Annotated in this window: 17 protein-coding genes; 12 read left to right on the top strand and 5 right to left on the bottom strand. The window is 63.4% G+C overall.

Annotated features, from left to right (window positions below; all coding sequences use genetic code 11):
* Positions 1–314 precede the first annotated feature (314 nt).
* Positions 315–1,190 (top strand): carboxylate/amino acid/amine transporter, encoded by an 876-nt coding sequence (locus tag ACFY68_RS12740; protein ID WP_387527562.1) that lies wholly within the window; start codon positions 315–317, stop codon positions 1,188–1,190.
* A gap of 1 nt (position 1,191) precedes the next feature.
* A complete protein-coding gene (locus ACFY68_RS12735) occupies positions 1,192–2,127 on the top strand; it encodes an AEC family transporter (protein ID WP_387527559.1) in 936 nt (311 codons plus the stop codon).
* A 133-nt stretch (positions 2,128–2,260) separates the two neighbouring features.
* Here the strand turns inward: ACFY68_RS12735 and ACFY68_RS12730 are convergent, their stop codons facing one another.
* Positions 2,261–3,547, bottom strand: coding sequence for a mechanosensitive ion channel family protein (locus ACFY68_RS12730; protein ID WP_387527556.1), 1,287 nt, complete (start codon positions 3,545–3,547; stop codon positions 2,261–2,263).
* 145 nt (positions 3,548–3,692) lie between these two features.
* Between ACFY68_RS12730 and ACFY68_RS12725 the strand changes: the two genes are divergently transcribed.
* Positions 3,693–5,015, top strand: a complete 1,323-nt coding sequence (locus ACFY68_RS12725; protein ID WP_387527553.1) for a DEAD/DEAH box helicase — start codon at positions 3,693–3,695, stop codon at positions 5,013–5,015.
* Positions 5,016–5,046: 31 nt separating this feature from the next.
* Here ACFY68_RS12725 and ACFY68_RS12720 read toward each other — a convergent pair whose 3' ends face one another.
* The gene (locus tag ACFY68_RS12720; protein WP_387527550.1) at positions 5,047–5,319 is read right to left on the bottom strand and encodes a hypothetical protein; all 273 of its coding nucleotides are present in this window, start codon (positions 5,317–5,319) and stop codon (positions 5,047–5,049) included.
* 209 nt (positions 5,320–5,528) lie between these two features.
* On the opposite strand from ACFY68_RS12720, the gene ACFY68_RS12715 reads away from it, so the two are divergent.
* The 4 genes from ACFY68_RS12715 (at position 5,529) to ACFY68_RS12700 (ending at position 7,544) form a co-directional block, all read left to right on the top strand.
* Positions 5,529–5,807, top strand: a complete 279-nt coding sequence (locus ACFY68_RS12715) for a BrnT family toxin (RefSeq protein ID WP_387527547.1) — start codon at positions 5,529–5,531, stop codon at positions 5,805–5,807.
* The gene (locus ACFY68_RS12710; RefSeq protein WP_387527544.1) at positions 5,785–6,039 is read left to right on the top strand and encodes a BrnA antitoxin family protein; all 255 of its coding nucleotides are present in this window, start codon (positions 5,785–5,787) and stop codon (positions 6,037–6,039) included. The genes ACFY68_RS12715 and ACFY68_RS12710 overlap by 23 nt, the downstream gene beginning before the upstream one ends.
* A gap of 77 nt (positions 6,040–6,116) precedes the next feature.
* Complete coding sequence (locus tag ACFY68_RS12705; RefSeq protein ID WP_387527541.1) at positions 6,117–6,512, top strand: transcriptional regulator; 396 nt, start codon at positions 6,117–6,119, stop codon at positions 6,510–6,512.
* Between the two features lie 105 nt (positions 6,513–6,617).
* On the top strand, positions 6,618–7,544 hold the full coding sequence (locus ACFY68_RS12700) for a DMT family transporter (RefSeq protein WP_387527538.1): 927 nt from the start codon (positions 6,618–6,620) through the stop codon (positions 7,542–7,544).
* A gap of 100 nt (positions 7,545–7,644) precedes the next feature.
* Here the strand turns inward: ACFY68_RS12700 and ACFY68_RS12695 are convergent, their stop codons facing one another.
* Positions 7,645–8,811: an MFS transporter gene (locus ACFY68_RS12695; protein ID WP_387527535.1), complete on the bottom strand. Its 1,167-nt coding sequence runs from the start codon at positions 8,809–8,811 to the stop codon at positions 7,645–7,647.
* 106 nt (positions 8,812–8,917) lie between these two features.
* On the opposite strand from ACFY68_RS12695, the gene ACFY68_RS12690 reads away from it, so the two are divergent.
* Entirely contained in the window at positions 8,918–9,811 is an 894-nt protein-coding gene (locus tag ACFY68_RS12690) for a LysR substrate-binding domain-containing protein (RefSeq protein ID WP_387527532.1), read from the top strand.
* Between the two features lie 124 nt (positions 9,812–9,935).
* A complete protein-coding gene (locus ACFY68_RS12685; protein WP_008090807.1) occupies positions 9,936–10,064 on the top strand; it encodes a PA1414 family protein in 129 nt (42 codons plus the stop codon).
* A gap of 96 nt (positions 10,065–10,160) precedes the next feature.
* Here ACFY68_RS12685 and ACFY68_RS12680 read toward each other — a convergent pair whose 3' ends face one another.
* Positions 10,161–11,540 (bottom strand): sodium:solute symporter, encoded by a 1,380-nt coding sequence (locus ACFY68_RS12680; RefSeq protein ID WP_387527529.1) that lies wholly within the window; start codon positions 11,538–11,540, stop codon positions 10,161–10,163.
* A gap of 135 nt (positions 11,541–11,675) precedes the next feature.
* Entirely contained in the window at positions 11,676–12,626 is a 951-nt protein-coding gene (gene speB / locus ACFY68_RS12675; protein ID WP_012315641.1) for an agmatinase, read from the bottom strand.
* A gap of 225 nt (positions 12,627–12,851) precedes the next feature.
* Between speB and ACFY68_RS12670 the strand changes: the two genes are divergently transcribed.
* From ACFY68_RS12670 to ACFY68_RS12660, 3 genes are all read left to right on the top strand, one after another.
* Positions 12,852–13,745 carry a LysR family transcriptional regulator gene (locus ACFY68_RS12670; RefSeq protein ID WP_346615186.1) on the top strand — a complete coding sequence of 298 codons (894 nt, stop codon included), beginning with the start codon at positions 12,852–12,854 and terminating at the stop codon, positions 13,743–13,745.
* Between the two features lie 139 nt (positions 13,746–13,884).
* Positions 13,885–15,450: a methyl-accepting chemotaxis protein gene (locus ACFY68_RS12665; protein WP_387527524.1), complete on the top strand. Its 1,566-nt coding sequence runs from the start codon at positions 13,885–13,887 to the stop codon at positions 15,448–15,450.
* 162 nt (positions 15,451–15,612) lie between these two features.
* Positions 15,613–16,212, top strand: coding sequence for a tRNA-uridine aminocarboxypropyltransferase (locus ACFY68_RS12660; protein ID WP_387527521.1), 600 nt, complete (start codon positions 15,613–15,615; stop codon positions 16,210–16,212).
* Positions 16,213–16,310 lie beyond the last annotated feature (98 nt).

Raw genomic sequence — 16,310 nt, 5'->3', positions numbered from 1 at the left:
TGATCGCATCAAGCTGAGGCTCAATGGCCTGAGCCCTGTGGAGTACAGGGCTCAGGCTGCAGCTTAGAACTGTCCAACTTTTGGGGGGCAGTCCATGCCTGTGGGAGCTGGCTTGCCGGCGATGGGCTGCAACGCAGCCCCAGCATCCCTGAGGTGAAATGAAACCCCAGGGGCCGCTACTCATCTCTTTCCGACCGGTCCGGCGCCCCGGCAAGGCCGCCCCCACAAAAAAAGCGCAGCCCCCACATTCCTCATGGTTGAACACATCAGCCGCAACCCGCTAAGGTCGCGGGCTTGATTTACGAGAGGCAACCATGGGCTACCTGATAATCGTCGCGCTGATCCAGGCGTTTTCCTTCAGCCTGATCGGCGAGTACCTGGCTGGGCACGTCGACAGTTACTTCGCCGTGCTCGCGCGGGTGTTGCTGGCGGGGCTGGTGTTCCTGCCGCTGACCCGCTGGCGCCAGGTCGAGCCGCGGTTCTTGCGTTCGATGCTGCTGATCGGCGCGCTGCAATACGGCATCACCTATGTCTGCCTGTACCTGAGCTTCCGCGTGCTGACGGTGCCGGAGGTGCTGCTGTTCACCATCCTCACCCCGCTGCACGTGACCTTGATCGAAGATGCCCTTAACCGCCGCTTCAACCCTTGGGCACTGCTTGCGGCCCTGGTAGCGGTCGCGGGCGCGGCGGTTATTCGCTTCGACAGCATCAGTGGCGACTTCTTCATCGGCTTCCTGCTGCTGCAACTGGCCAACTTCACCTACGCCGCCGGCCAGGTGTTGTACCGCCACCTGGTCGCTCGCCACCCCAGCGACCTGCCGCACTACAAGCGCTTCGGCTACTTCTACCTGGGCGCATTGATCGTGGTGCTGCCGGCCTTCCTGCTGTTCGGCAACGCCCAGCACCTGCCGAGCACCGACGTGCAATGGCTGGTGCTGCTGTTCCTCGGCCTGTGCCCGACGGCGCTGGGGCTGTACTGGTGGAACAAGGGCGCGTGCATGGTTTCCGGTGGCACCCTGGCGGTGATGAACAACTTGCACGTGCCGGTGGGGCTGCTGCTCAACCTGCTGATCTGGAACCAGCACGAGCCCCTGGGGCGGCTGTTCATCGGTGGTGCGATCATCCTGGCGTCGGTGTGGCTCAGCCGCCTGGGCAGCCGCGCTGAAGCACCGTTGCCCCGCAAGGCGTGATATGCACACCATCTTCGTCATCGTCGCGCCGATCTTTGCCCTGATCCTGGTCGGTTACCTGAGCCGTCGCACCAACAAGCTTGGCGAAAGGGCTGCGGCCGAGATCAACAAGATGGTGGTCTGGCTGTGCCTGCCGGCCTTGCTGTTCAAGGTGACGGCCACCGCGACCTGGAGTGAGATCTGGCACCCGGGCTTTATCGTCGCGTTTGGTGCGGGGGCGCTGGCGATGTTCGTGGCCACGCTGGGTTGGCGCCTGTACAGCGGCCATGGCCTGGTGGCGGCCAGCATCGACGGGCTTAGCGCGGGGTATGCCAACACCGGCTATATCGGCATCCCGCTGTGCCTGCTGCTGTTCGGCCAGCCAGGGCTGCAGCCGGCGCTGATTTCGTCGCTGATCGTGGTGTGCCTGGTGTTCGCGATCTCGCTGACGCTCATCGAGGTCGGCCTGCAGGAGGAGCGGCAGATTGGCCGCGCCATGGTGGTGGTGTGCAAGGCGCTGGCGAAGAACCCGTTGGTGATTTCGCCGGTGGTGGGGGCTGCCTGGGCCATGTCGGGCTTGGGCCTGGCGGAACCGGTGGTGCACTTTCTCGACATGCTGGCCTTGGCCACCACGCCGTGCGCGCTGGTGTCGTTGGGGGCGTTTCTGGCAGAAAAACGCACGGGCGCCCAGGCCAGCCCTTGGCCACTGGTGGCGATGAAGCTGGTGGGGCAGCCGGCGTTGACCTGGGTGCTGGCGTTCAAGGTGTTCAGCCTGCCGACGATGTGGGCGGCGTCCGCCGTGCTGCTGGCGGCGCTGCCAACCGGGACCGGGCCGTTCATGTTGGCCGAGTACTACAACCGGGAGGCGGGGCTGATTTCGCGGACGATCCTGTTGTCGACGGTGGCTTCGCTGGTGACCTTGACCGGGTTGTTGTACCTGCTGGGGTATGCGGGGTAGTCAAGGGCCCTATCGCGGGCAAGCCCGCTCCTACAGGTTTTGCGCAGGTCTCGGGCTTGCGCTGTACCTGTAGGAGCTGGCTTGCCGGGGCGCCGAACCGCGGCGATAGGGCCGCAAAGCGGCCCCGACAATCTCAAGCCTCGCTCATTTCTTCCAGCCGCTGCGGCACACGCCCAGCCAACCCCACCCGCATGTCATTCCCGCTCGGCTGCTGATACAAACTCAACCCAAACTCCGGCAACACCGCCAGCAGGTAATCGAAGATATCCCCCTGAATCCGCTCGTACTCGGCCCACACCGTGGTCGTGGTGAAGCAGTAGATCTCCAGCGGCACCCCTTCGGCGCCGGTCTGCATCTGCCGGACCATGCAGGTCATGCCCTGGTGCACATTGGGGTGGTTCCTGAGGTAAGCCAGGGCAAAGGCGCGGAAGGTGCCGATGTTGGTCAGCTTGCGGCGGTTGGCAGCAAGCTCCGCCACCGGCCCCAGCGCCTCGTTCCAGGTCTGCAGCTCCTGGCGCTTGCCGGCCAGGTAGTCACCCAGCAGGCGCACCCCGCTCAGGCGCTGTTCTTCCTCGCGGGTCAAAAATCGCACACCGGCCGCATCGATGAACAGGCTGCGCTTGATCCGCCGCCCGCCCGATTGCTGCATGCCGCGGTAGTTGCGGAACGACTCGCTCATCAGGCGCCAGGTGGGGATGGAGACGATGGTCTTGTCGAAGTTCTGCACCTTCACCGTGTGCAAGGTGATGTCCACCACATCGCCGTCAGCGCCGACCTGGGGCATTTCGATCCAGTCACCTACGTGCAGCATGTCGTTGCTGGTCAGCTGCACGCTGGCGACGAACGACAGCAGGGTGTCCTTGTACACCAACAGCAGCACCGCCGACATGGCACCCAGGCCCGACAGCAGCAACAGTGGCGAGCGGTCGATCAAGGTGGCGACGATGACAATGGAGGCGAAGATCCACAGCATCATCTTGGCCAGCTGCACGTAGCCCTTGATCGAGCGGGTGCGGGCGTGTTCGGTGCGGGCATAGATGTCCAGCAGGCCATCGAGCAGGCACGACAGCGCCAGGGTCATGAACAGCAGGGTAAAGGCCAGCGCGACATTGCCGAGGAAGTGCTGGGCGGTGTCGGACAGCTCCGGCACCAGCTTCAGGCCAAACTGGATGACCAACGATGGTGTGGTTTGTGCCAGGCGGTGGAAAACCTTGTTGTGACGCAGGTCGTCGAGCCACTTGAGCGCTTGCTGGCGTGCCAGCAGGCGCGTGGCATGCAGGACCAGAAACCGCGCCAGGCGGCCCATTACCAGGGAAATCAGCAGCAGCACGGCCAGGCCGATGGCGGCGTGGAGCATGGGGTGCTGGTCGAGGGTGCCCCACAGGTCGAGGCTGTCACGCCAGATTTTTTGCATATCCATGAGCTTTAGAACGGTCTTTGCTTGCGAAACGAAGCGCCATTAGAGCGCGGATGGCGACAAAGTTGCCAAAAGAAATTCGGCTACGGCGGCAGAAAACGTTACCCTATGCAACTGAATTTCCCCGCACTTGCCTGAGGTTACCTCCGTGTTCTCCCAATTCGCCCTGCATGAACGCCTGCTTAAAGCCGTGGCCGAGCTTAAATTCGTCGAGCCAACCCCGGTGCAGGCCGCGGCCATCCCCCTGGCCCTGCAAGGGCGCGACCTGCGCGTGACCGCGCAGACCGGCAGCGGCAAGACCGCAGCTTTCGTCCTGCCGCTGCTCAACCGCCTGGTCGACCTGAAAGGCGGGCGCGTCGAGATCCGTGCGCTGATCCTGCTGCCAACCCGCGAGCTGGCCCAGCAGACCCTCAAGCAAGTGCAGCTGTTCTCGCAGTTCACCTACATCAAGGCGGGCCTGGTCACTGGCGGTGAAGACTTCAAGGAACAAGCCGCCATGCTGCGCAAGGTGCCGGATGTGCTGATCGGCACCCCGGGCCGCCTGCTCGAACAGCTCAATGCCGGCAACCTCGACCTGTCCCACGTGCAGGTGCTGATCCTCGACGAAGCCGACCGCATGCTCGACATGGGCTTTGCCGAAGATATGGAGCGCCTGTGCAAGGAGTGCGAGAACCGCGAGCAAACCCTGCTGTTCTCTGCCACCACTGGCGGTGCGGCCCTGCGCGACATCATCGGCAAGGTGCTGAAAGACCCTGAGCACCTGATGCTCAACAGTGTCTCGCAGCTGGCCGAAGGCACCCGCCAGCAGGTCATCACCGCTGACCACGACCAGCACAAAGAGGCGATCGTGCAGTGGCTGCTGGCCAACGAAAAATTCGACAAGGCGATCATCTTCACCAACACCCGCGTGCTCGCCGACCGCATCTACGGCCACCTGGTGGCCAAGGATGTGAAGGCCTTCGTGCTGCACGGTGAAAAGGACCAGAAGGACCGCAAGCTGGCCATCGAGCGCTTCAAGCAGGGCAGCTCCAAGGTGCTGGTCGCCACCGACGTGGCGGCCCGTGGCCTGGACATCGACGGCCTGGACCTGGTGATCAACTTCGACATGCCGCGCAGCGGCGACGAGTACGTACACCGTATCGGCCGTACTGGCCGTGCCGGCGGCGAAGGCCTGGCGATCTCGCTGATCACCCACAATGACTGGAACCTGATGTCCAGCATCGAGCGCTACCTCAAGCAGCAGTTCGAACGCCGGGTGATCAAGGAAGTGAAAGGCACCTACAACGGGCCGAAGAAGGTCAAGGCGTCGGGCAAGGCTGCCGGCACCAAGAAGAAAAAGACCGAGAAGAAGAGCGGCGACAAGAAAGCCAATGCCAAGCGCAAGCCTACTGCCAAGCCGAAGGCCAACGCACCGCTGACCAGCTCCGATGGCCTGGCGCCGCTGAAAAAGCGCAAGCCTGCGGCTGAGTAATTAGCCTGCGCCATCGCGAAAAAGCCGACCCCTAGTCGGCTTTTTTCTCCGCCTCCTTCAACTCCTTGATCCGCTTGTCGATCAGCTGACACTTGTCGGGCAAATCCTTGCTCGCCGTCCCCAGCTCCATCCCCTGGAGCTCATCGTTGATCTCCTTGGCCTTCTGCGGGTTCTGTTCGGTCAGCTGGCTCACCAGCCCGGCCAGTTCTTCACGTTTCTGTGTGGCCTCTTCCGGCGTGCATGCCCAGGCGGGCAGGGTGCAGAACAGGGCGGTTGCACAGGCGATGCGCAGCAGCGGTTTCATCCTTTATACCTCCGGCGGTGGTCATGATGGATGGAGGGACCGAGGGGCTTGGAAGTTCAGCGCTAGTGACGAGAGGGTCTCCGATTTCCCTCGCGGCTGTAGGCCTTTTCTGAATAGCCTCCTGGCCCATTGATGCGTGTGCAAGGTTCTCCTAGTCTCGCAATCAAAGAGGAGGTATCGTATGTACATCTGTAAATACAAGGCGCCCCATGATATTTGAGTGGGACGCAACGAAAAATCAAACCAATATCCGCAAGCACGGTATCGACTTCGCTGATGTGCCCGACATGTTCAACCATCCTATGTTGACCTTGCGGGATGATCGCGCAGATTACGCTGAGGAGCGCTGGATAGGCCTGGGATGGCTCAAGGCCCTGCTTGGCGTGGTCGTGTACACGGAGAGGCAGGGTGAGGTCATCCGTATTATATCTGCACGTAAAGCCACCAGATGGGAGGCCAAATACTATGATCAAATCCTCGAAAACTGATTGGAGCCGCCTGGCTCAGATGGACGACAAAGACATAGATACCTCGGATATTCCGGCGTTGGACGAGGCTTTTTTTCAGCAGGCCGAACTGCGAGTGCCGGCGAAGCAGGCAGTGACTATCCGCCTGGATTCTGATGTGCTTGCATGGTTCAAGGATCAAGGTGCGGGTTATCAGACACGGATCAATCAGCTGCTGCGTCAATACATGCAAGCTCAGCAGCGCCAGCGCTGAGATCTTTTGGAACGCTGCAGACCCCCCACCGGTCCCAAGCTGTGTACTCCTTTCGTCCACAGCAAGAGGCCACTGCCATGAGCACCACCTACGACTGGGACCTGATCGAGCGCTTGCTGCACGAGGTGCAGAACGGTGCCGGTCACAGCTTCACGCCACGCCCCTATGCCGAGCAGCACGCTGCGGCCAAGGCCGCCGAGGGCCAGCCGGTGGGGGATGTCGACCATCTGAAAACCCGTGCCTGCGAGTACGAGAAACTGCTGTTCGAGCGCGGCTTTGTCGAAAGCCGCCCGCCTGAGGAGGGCGGCAACGGCGAGAACTTCGTGCTCACCGAGCGGGGTTCGCGGCTGTTGAGCCTGATCGACAGCAGCATCCCGGGCTTCGAGCACCCTCGTCAGGTGCTGGATGAACAGGAAGATGCGCTGGACGAAACCACCTTCGTGCACGTGTCTGCAAAAGCGCAGATCGCTTGAGGTCGTTTTGAGGCTGGCAAGGTTGGGCATGGAAAACCGATAATCGGTATTCCTTGAAGTCTGCCGAGCCATGCCCATGCCATCGATCTACCGGGAGGGCCGCCCATGAGCGCGGCCCGCAAGAACCCTGATGCCTTTGCCTTCCAGGTGATGCTGGGGCTGTGCCTGATCTGGGGTTGCCAACAGGTACTGATCAAAACGGCGGCGGTCGACATTGCCCCGGTGATGCAGGCAGCGCTGCGTAATGGCCTGGCTGCCGTGCTGGTGGGGTTGATGATCTGCTGGCGCGGTGGCTGGGGCCAGGTAAGCAGTACCTGGCGAGGCGGGCTGCTGGCTGGCGCGCTGTTTGGCGTGGAGTTCCTGTTTATTGCCGAGGGGCTGAAGCTCACCTCGGCGGCGCACATGTCTGTCTTCCTCTATACCGCACCGGTATTCACGGCCCTTGGGCTGCACTTCATGCTGCCCAGCGAGCGCCTGCGCCTGCTGCAGTGGCTGGGTATCCTGCTGGCCTTTGGCGGCATTGCCACGGCGTTTGCCGGGGGGGTGTCGTTTGCAGAGATGGACGGGCGCATGCTGCTGGGCGATGCCTTTGGTGTGCTGGCCGGGCTTGCCTGGGGCGCGACCACGGTGGTGGTGCGTGGCTCGCGGTTGTCGGAGGCGCCGGCGACATTGACCTTGTTTTATCAGCTGGCGGTCGGCTTTGTCGGGTTGCTCTTCATTGCCTTGCTAAGCGGGCAGATCGGCAGGGTGTCGTGGACGCCGTTGGCGATCGGCAGTGTGTTGTTCCAAGGCATTGTGGTCTCGTTCGTCAGTTACCTGACGTGGTTCTGGTTGCTGCGTAAGTACCTGGCCTCGAACCTGGCGGTGTTTTCGTTCATCACCCCTTTGTTCGGCGTGACCTTCGGCGTGCTGCTGCTCGATGAGCCCTTGAGTGTGAATTTTGTGCTCGGGGCTGTGATGGTGTTGCTCGGGGTGGTGCTGGTCAGTGCCGAGCCTTGGGTGAAGCAGCAATTGCGCAGGTTTGTGGGATAGACGTAACTGTCACGGGCCCTTCACAGCATTCAAGACCCGCGCAGCACATGTGGGAGCCGGCTTGCCGGCGATAGGACCGGTTCTGATCAGCCTTGGTTGATCAGGCGACCCGCCCTGCAATTCGGCAGCTCTGGCTGTTGCGGGTGCCGGTAAGCACCAACACCCCCGCCAGCCCCAACCCTGCAGCCGCCAGCATCAGCGCCGGTTGCAGGCTCCCGCTGTAATGGTTGCTCAGCGCGGCCAGCAATGGCCCGCTCAATTGCCCCAGGGCAAAGCACGCAGTCAGCAGCCCGGCATTACGTTGCGTGGCATGCGGCGCCAGTTCCCGCGAGCGTTGCATCACCAGCTGCATGCAGGCCAGAAACGGCGTCCCGCACAGCACCACGCCCAAGGCCAGGCCAAGGCCGCCGCCCATCAGGCAGGCCAGTACCCCCAGGCCTTGCAGCCACAAGGTTGCGGTCAGCCAAGCCGATGTCCGGCCACCGCGCCGCAGGCTCACCAAGACCACGCCCAATGCAGCAGCCACGCCAAACGCCGGCCAGAACAGGTCGGCCATCCAGTTGCCCTGGAACTGGTGGTTGGCCATCTGCGACAGGAAAGTCGCCGGCAGGATGTAGCCGACGCCGTACAAGGCATACACCAAGGCAAGGCGGCCGATACCCACGCGGCGGGTAGCACCCGGCACAACCTTCGCGGGTAACGCAGGCTCCATGGCGCGGGGCAGCCAAGGGCGTACCGCCAGCAACATCACCAGCGCCGCCACGGCATACACCAACCATAACGCTGCCGAGCCCAGGCCCAGCAGGTGTGCACCCAGTGCCAGCAGGCCGGTGAGGGCGATGCCCAGGCCCGGCCCGGCGAACACCAGGGCACCCAGGCGCTGGCGGTTGTGGGCGTTGGCCACCTGTTGGCTGAGGCTGGTGATCATCACCAGCACCCAGGCACTGGCCACACCGGTACCAAAGCGCAGCAGCAGGTGGCTCCAGAACCCTTGCGCAGCCCACGAGGCCAAGGTCAGCACCACACAAAGCCACAGGCCGCCCTGCAGGCGCAGCCTGACCTGGCCCGGCTTGCGGGCGAACATTGCATCTGCCGCACCCAGGAAGTAACCCAGGTAGTTGGCCGCCGCCACCAGGCCGGCGGCGGTCAGGTCGAACTGGCCTTCAGCGATCAGCTGCGGGAGTTGCGGGGTGAGGGCAAAGCGGCCGATGCCCATGGCCATCATCAGGGCCACGGCGCTGGCCAGCAGTTGTACGAACGGCGACATGAGGACACTCCTGCACGGATGTAAGCGATGGAAGGCAGGTTAGGGTGCTTTCGCTTTCAATAAAATTGAATAATGATGATCAAGTTGTTCTGTTTTGGAGAATGTCGTGGAATTCAGCCAGCTGCGTATCTTTCAGGCCGTCGCCGAAGAGGGCTCTATCACCCGGGCTGCCGAGCGCTTGCACCGTGTGCCTTCCAACCTGTCCACACGCCTGCGCCAACTTGAAGAGCAACTGGGCGTCGAGCTGTTTGTGCGCGAGCGCCAGCGCTTGCAGTTGTCGCCAGCCGGCAAAGTGCTGCTGGATTACGCCAACCGCCTGGCGGCGCTGCGCGATGAAGCCATGGCGGCGGTGCAGGGCGGCCAGCCGGCCGGCGATTTCGTGCTGGGTACCATGTACAGCACGGCGGCCATCCACCTGCCCGCATTGCTGGCGCGCTACCACCAGGCGTACCCGGCGGTGAACCTGCAGGTGCAGGCAGCGCCCAGCGGCGAACTGCTCGAAGGCTTGCTCAGCCACCGCCTGGATGCTGCGTTGGTGGATGGCCCGCCGAGCCTGGCCGGGTTGGACGGTGTGCCGTTGTGCGAAGAGGAACTGGTGCTGATTACAAGCCCGGAGTACCCCCCCGTGCACAGCGCCCGGGACGTGGCGGGCAAGGCGGTGTTCACCTTCCGCCAAGGTTGCTCGTACCGCATGCGCCTGGAGGCCTGGTATGCCCACGCGCATACGCCAATGGGCCGGGTGATGGAAATCGAGTCCTACCAGAGCATGCTGGCGTGCGTGATCGCTGGCGCAGGGGTGGCGCTGATGGCCCAATCGATGCTCGACAGCCTGCCCGGGCGTGACCGCGTACGGGCTCATCGGCTGCAGCCGCCGTTCGATCAGGCGGTAACCTGGCTGATGTGGCGGCAGGGGATGCGCGGGGCAAATTTGCAGGCGTGGGTCGATATGCAACAAAGCGAAACGATTAACCAACCGTCGGAATGCAGCGTTTCCGCTTGATTCACGTCAAACTCGCCCTTATCTGTAAGAACAAGGGCATGCGTAATACAGGACATCGGACTATGATCTGTATGAAACATCGCAGGATTGATTGACCGTGAGGCTGACCCGTCAAGGGGGCACTATGAAAAACCAAATGTTCAACTGGCTCCACGACTTGGCTGTTGCCTTGGGGCTGATACCACCACCCTTGCAGCCGGTGCCGATCCCGACTGATGAAGAGCAGCGCCGGCGCCAACCGCGCCGCCGCTGAAAACAAAAAGGCCGCCGCATCAGTGATGATGCCGCGGCTTTTTTGGTTGTGCAGGTTTTGTAGGCTGGGCTGGCCTTATCGCCGGCCAGCCCACTTCTACGCCAGTTTCACCACGCCGACTGGCTTGCGCGACAGGGCGCTGACCAGCACAAAGCTCACCAGCCCAACCGCCAGGCTGTAGTAGATCGGCGTGTTGGCATCGAGCCCATCCTTGAACATGAAGAACAGCGCGGTGGCAAAGCCCAGCGACATGCTGGCGATGGCCCCTGCGGTGGTCGCACGCTTCCAGAAGATCGCCCCGATCAGCGGGATCAACATGCCGCCCACCAGCAGGTTGTAAGCCAGGGTCAGGGCGCTGATCACATCGTTCACCGCCAGGGCGATGCCCAGCACCACCAGGCCGGTGAGCAGGGTGAACAGGCGGCTGACGCCCAGGCTCGACTGCTTGCCACCGCGCAGCTTGGGCAGCAGGTCTTCGGTAATGGTGGTCGAAGCGGCCAGCAGGCCGGCACTGGCAGTCGACATCATCGCGGCCAGGGCGGCGGCCATCAACAGGCCACGGATACCGTCAGGCAGCTGGCTCTTGATCATCTCGGCGAACGCGTTGTTCGGGTTGGCCAGGTCTGGCATCAGCACATGCGCGGCCATGCCGATCAGGGCGCAGGCCAGGCCGTACACCACGCAGTACACGCCTGCCGTGGTACCGGCACGTTGGCACACCTTCTCGTCACGGGCGGTGAATACCCGCTGCCAGATGTCCTGGCCGATCAGGATGCCGAAGAAGTAGATCAGGAAGTAGGTGATGATGGTGTCCCAGCCGATGGTGGTCCAGCTGAAGCTGGCCGCCGGCAGCTTGGCTACCAGGGTGTCCCAGCCGCCAGCGTTGTACAGGCACACCGGCAACAGGATGAACATCAGGCCCACGGTCTTGATCACGAACTGGACGATGTCGGTCAGGGTCAGCGACCACATGCCGCCGATGGTCGAGTAGACCACTACCACGCCGCCGCCAAGCAGCAGCGACATCCAGAACGGCAAGTCGAGCAGCACCTGCAGGACCGTGGCCATGGCCAGGGTCGAGGTAACGCCGATCATCAGCGCGTACGCCAGCATGATCGCGGCGCTGGCCTGGCGTGCCATGGGGTTGTAGCGGCGCTCCAGCACCTGGGTCACGGTGAAGATCTTCAGGCGCAGCAGCGGTTTGGCGAGGAACAGGTTGAGGGCGATGATGCCCAGGCCCAAGGCTGCGCACAGCCAGAAGCCGGAGATGCCGTGGACATAGCCCAGGCGCACGGTGCCAACGGTGGACGCACCGCCCAGTACGGTGGTGGCCATCGTGCCCATGTACAGCGTGGGGCCCAGGTTGCGCCCGGCCACCAGGTAGTCTTCGTGGGTTTTCGCGCGCCGCATGCCATACCAGCCAAGCCCGAGCATGCCGGCGGTATAGATCATTACAACAATGATGTCCAAGGCCATTGGGGTTCTCCCGATTATCTTTATTATGGCGAGATCGACCGCGCGGGCGTTTTCACGGCGCCCGGCGGTCTAGTCTTGTGTTGGCGGGCCTCTATGGCCCTCCCGCATGGCTCCTGCCGGGGTAAAACAGCCGTATCAGCGGCGCACGACGCCTGGCAGCACGCAAAGCATCTCGAACAGCAGGTTGGCACCGAGCAGCGAGGTGTTGCCGGTGGTGTCGTAAGGTGGGGAGACTTCAACCAGGTCACAGCCGATCAAATCCAGGCCGTGGCAGCCGCGAATGATCTCCATCGCCTGGATCGTGGTCAAGCCGCCAATCTCAGGGGTGCCGGTGCCTGGGGCCCAGGCGGGGTCGATGCCGTCGATGTCGAACGACAGGTACACCGGGCCGCCGCCGACTTTTTCGCGCACTTCGGCCATCAGCGGTTCCAGCGATTTGTGCCAGCACTCTTCGGCCTGGACTACCCGGAAGCCCTGGCGGCGGCTCCAGTTGAAATCGTCGGCGGTATAGCCCTGGGCGCGCAGGCCGATCTGCACCACGCGGTCGCAATCGAGCAGGCCTTCTTCCACGGCGCGGCGGAAGGTGGTGCCGTGGGCGATCTTCTCGCCGAACATGTGGTCGTTGACGTCGGCGTGGGCATCGATGTGCACCAGGCCGATCTTGCCGTGCTTCTTGTGCAGGGCACGCAGGATCGGCAGGGTGATGGTGTGGTCGCCGCCCAGCGTCATCGGGATGACGTTGTGCTCGACGATCTCGTCGTAGGCTTCTTCGATGATGCGCACGGCGTCGAGCAGGTTGAAGGTGTTGATCGCCACGTCACCGATGTCGGCGACCGACAGCGAGTCGAACGGCGCGGCACCGGTGGCCATGTTGTAGGGGCGGATCATCACCGATTCGGCGCGGATCTGGCGTGGGCCGAAACGGGTGCCGGAGCGCAGCGAGGTGCCGATGTCCAGGGGCACGCCGATGAACGCGGCGTCCAGGCCTTCGGCGCTTTGCAGGTGGGGGAGACGGAGCATGGTGGCGATGCCGCCGAAACGCGGCATTTCGTTGCCGCCCAGTGGTTGATGGAGAACTTTGTCCACGGTGGGCCTCATCAGTCGGTCGATTGTTCTGTTTGTTCGAACCTGTGCCGCCGCGCGCCTTCGAGTGTGGTTATGCCGGCGGGCAGGGACATTTCGGCCAAGTCTGCTGGAAGGTAGTGCGCGGGGAAAATCGCTACCGGCAAATACTTACTTCAGGATTTTCTAAACTAAACGCCACCGCAGCGGTTAGACTGCGCGCAAATGTCACAGCGGAACCGTTGCACCATGGCCTCGACCTTGCCCGACTTGAAACTGCTGCGCATCTTCGTCAGCGTGGTGCGCCACCAGGGCTTTGCCAACGCCCAGCGCGAGCTCAACCTGTCGACCTCGGCCATCAGTACCTACATGAGCCAGCTCGAAGGCGCCCTGGGCATCGTGCTGTGCCACCGGGGGCGTGGTGGCTTCAGCCTGACCAGCAAGGGCGAGCTGTTCCACCAGGAGACCTTGCGCCTGCTGGCCGAACTGGACGGTTTCGAACAGTACGCAGCCGCGCTCAAGGGCGAGTTGCGCGGCACGCTCAACCTCGGGGTGATCGACTCCACCGTCGGCGACCGTGCGCTGCCGTTGGCCGAGGCGATCGGTGCCTACAGCCAGGAGCACCCGGCAGTGCACTTGCACCTCTCGGTGTCCAGCCCCTACGAGCTGCAACTTGGCGTGCAGGACAACCGCCTGGACCTCGCCATCGGCGCGTTCTCCTCGCGCATGAGCGGCCTGGTGTACCAGCCGCTGTACCGCGAGCAGCACTGGCTGTACTGCAGCAGCCGCCACCCGTTGTACGCCGAGCGGCGTATCCCGGAGCCGGTGGTGACCCAGCAGCGCATGGTCGGGCGCGGTTACTGGAGCCAGGCCGAACTGGCCCGGCATGGCTTCAAGCACAGCGCCGCGACGGTGGAGAGCATGGAGGCGCAGCTGATTCTGATCTTGTCGGGCGCTTATATCGGTTATTTGCCGGAACACTACGCTCAAGCCTGGGTCGACAAGGGTGATTTGCGCGTGCTTTCGCCAGCGACTTTCGGTTATCAGGCGCCATTTTCGTTGATCGTGCGCCGTGGGCGCAGCCGCGAGCCGTTGATCCAGACGTTCCGCGACCTGCTCAAAAGCCAGCTTAACGTCGGATGATAAACAGGGCGTTCAAGTCATTCCGTCGGGATCAGCAGATTTCCTACAAAACCTGACCACTGTGCCTTTTGCCCTCTGCTAAACCTCTACTTGCTTTGATGATTTTCCCTTTCATCTATACAAGCAAGGATCGCCCGAGATGCGCATGAATTTGCCCGTCACTGAGCACGAAAGAACGTTTTCCAGCGACCAGCGCCTGATCTCCACCACGGACCTCAACAGCCGCATCACCTACTGCAACGACGCCTTCGTGGCGATCAGCGGTTTTACCTACGACGAGCTGGTGGGCCAGACCCACAACCTGGTCCGCCACCCCGACATGCCGCCAGCGGTGTTCGGCCACATGTGGGACACCATCAAGCAAGGCAAGCCCTGGATGGGCGTGGTGAAGAACCGCGCCAAGAACGGTGACTTCTATTGGGTGAGCGCGTACGTCACGGCGATTTACGAGAACGGCCGCATCAGCGGTTACGAGTCGGTGCGTTCGGTGCCCAGCCGCGAGCAGATCCGCCGCGCCGAAGCGCTGTACGCGCGCTTGCGTGCCGGCCGCTCGCCCGTGCCGGTGGCGGCACAGCTGGGGCATCGCCTGGGCCATGGCTGGCCGCTGATCGGTGCCGGCCTGCTGTCGGCGGCGGGCTACCTGTGGCTACCGCCTTACGCGGCGCTGGGCGTGTTGATGGCCAGCTTGCTGGTGGCCTGGTACTTGATCGAACAGCAACAGAACCGGGCCATCCGCCGCACCCTGGCAGAACACCCCAAGGCTTTCACCAGCCCGCTGGTGGCGCTGACCTACAGTGACAACCCCGGCCTTCATGGCCAGCTGGACCTGGCGATCATCAGCGAAGAGGCGCGCCTGCAGACCGCGCTGACGCGGCTGGTGGACGCCGGGGTCGGGGTCAAGGCGCGGGCCGCGCAGTCGGCCGACCTGTCGGATGCCCAGGCACAGATGCTCGACCGCCAGCGCAGCGAGACCGACCAGTCGGCCACCGCCATCGCGCAGATGGCCGCGACCATCCAGGAAGTGACGCACAATGTGCAAAGCACTGCGCATGCTGCTGGCGATGCCGACCAGTTGGCCCAGCAGGGCAGCGAGCTGGCGCAGCAGAGCCTGAGGGCGATGGGCAGCATGAGCGAAGCGGTAAGCGACATTGGCCAGGCGGTCAATGCCCTGGCCGAGCAGACCCAGTCGATTGGCAGTGTGGTCGATACCATCACCTCGATTGCCGAGCAGACCAACTTGCTGGCGCTCAATGCCGCGATCGAGGCGGCGCGCGCGGGCGAGCAGGGCAGGGGCTTTGCCGTGGTCGCCGATGAGGTGCGCTCGCTGGCCCAGCGCACGCGTTCCTCGACCGAAGAGATCCACCACATCATCGCCTCCCTGCGTGCAGGCGCAGAGCGGGCAGTGAGCACGGCCAACCGCGGCGAGCAGATCTCGCGGGACAGTGTGCACAGTGTGGAGGCGGTGCAGTCGGCGCTGGCCGGGATTGCCCAGGCGGTCAGCCGCATCACCGGCATGAGCCAGCAGATGGCGACGGCGTCGGAACAGCAGAGCCACGTGGCCGAAGACATCAACCAGCAGATCGTGCGCATTGCCCAGTTGTGCGACCAGACGGCGGGGCAGGCCAAGCAGGGCGCGGAAATCAGCCAGGACCTGGAGCGCATGGCCGAGTACCTGCACAGCCTGGCGGAACGGTTTAACCGCTGAGGGTTAAGGGGGCTGCTTTGCAGCCCAATCGCCGGCAAGCCGGCTCCCACACAGACCTCGCAGCCCTTACGGGCGATGCGCTACTCCGGGGGAGCCGGCTTGCCGCGAGGCGGGCTTGGGGTGCAAACCTGTGGCAAAATCCCTCCGCCAACGGAGACCCCCATGCCCAGACCCCGCTGCGAGCGCTGCCAGCGCCCGCTCGATCACTGCCTTTGCGCCCTGATTCCCTCGCTCGACAGCCGCACCCGCGTGGTGCTGCTGCAGCACCCCAGCGAAACCTCGCACGCGCTGAATACCGCCCGCCTGGCCGCCCTTGGCCTGGTCAATGCCGAGCTGCGCGTGGGCGAGGTGTTCGAAGGCTTGGGCGAATTGCTCAACACGCCAGGCTACAGGCCGGTACTGCTGTTCCCGGGCGATGTGGCCCAGGTGCTGACGGCCTATGGCGATGGGGACGACAGGCCATTGCTGCTGATCGTCCCCGACGGCACTTGGCGCAAGGCGCGCAAGCTGCTGTACCTCAACCCGCTGCTTGACGCATTGCCCAAGGTGACGCTGGCGCAGGTCACGCCCTCACGCTACCGCTTGCGCAAGGCACCGGAGCCGGGTGCGCTGTCGACCGTGGAGGCGGTGGTGCAGGCATTGAATGTGCTGGAACAGCCGGCGTGTTTCGATGCGTTGCTGCGCCCATTCGAGGCGTTGATCGAGGGGCAGATCAGGGCCATGGGGGTTGAGACATTCGAGCGTAATCACGGTGAAGGCTGAGAGTCGTTTGTGCCTGTACCGGCCCCATCGCCGGCAAGCCGGCTCCCACAGGTTGTGCACACTACTCAAGGCCGTAATACCCCTGTACAAGCCGGCTC

This window comes from Pseudomonas sp. NPDC012596 (genome assembly GCF_042902325.1).
In the GTDB taxonomy this organism is placed as follows: domain Bacteria; phylum Pseudomonadota; class Gammaproteobacteria; order Pseudomonadales; family Pseudomonadaceae; genus Aquipseudomonas.
This window is presented reverse-complemented; position numbering and strand designations above follow the sequence as displayed.